The organism is Bacillus sp. LR--39, from assembly GCF_053613335.1.
Map to the genome: position 1 here is coordinate 1 of NZ_JBSIOT010000898.1, position 702 is coordinate 702.

General features: G+C 50.0%; 1 protein-coding gene. It reads left to right on the plus strand.

The window, feature by feature from the left end; genetic code table 11:
* Positions 1 to 702 (plus strand): thiamine pyrophosphate-dependent enzyme (locus ACWHAR_RS27335; protein ID WP_452088465.1); only part of this gene is annotated, 702 nt, incomplete at both ends.

A 702-nucleotide genomic window follows, 5' to 3' on the forward strand; every position in this document is an offset into this window, starting at 1 on the left:
CTCATTATTGAAAGAAGAACAGCTGAAACGCGAGCTCATGCCTGAGCTTGTCATCCGCTTCGGTGCGATGCCGGTTTCCAAGCCGCTTTTTCAGCTGCTGAAGCAAAATCCGAGCATTAGGCAAATCGTCGTTGATCCAGATGGAGGATGGCGCGATCCGACTCAGCTCAGCGCACATATGCTGCATTGCACGGAAGAGGAGATTGCTGTTCTTGCGGATTCCGCTGTCAATTCAGAAAATAGGACAGGCAACTGGCTTGAGAAGTGGCGGTTTGCCAACAGCCGCTTCCGCGCTCTTTTAAGAAATCTTGAAGCTGAGGATCTTACCTTTGAAGGAAATATCTACCGGAACCTTCAGCATTTGATTCCGGACAACAGCTCCGTGTTTGTCGGAAACAGCATGCCGATCCGCGATGCGGACACATTTTTTGAAAATCAGGAACGGACCTTCCGGATTTTTGCCAATAGAGGGGCGAACGGGATAGACGGTGTTGTCTCAACGGCGCTGGGCATATATGCCGCAACGAAAGAACCGGTAACCCTTGTCATCGGCGATCTGTCATTTTATCACGACTTAAACGGCCTCCTCGTCAGCAAAACGCTCGATATTCCGCTGACTGTCGTTCTCGTCAACAATGATGGCGGCGGCATTTTCTCATTTCTTCCCCAATCTGCTGAAGAAAGGTACTTCGAGCTCTTGTT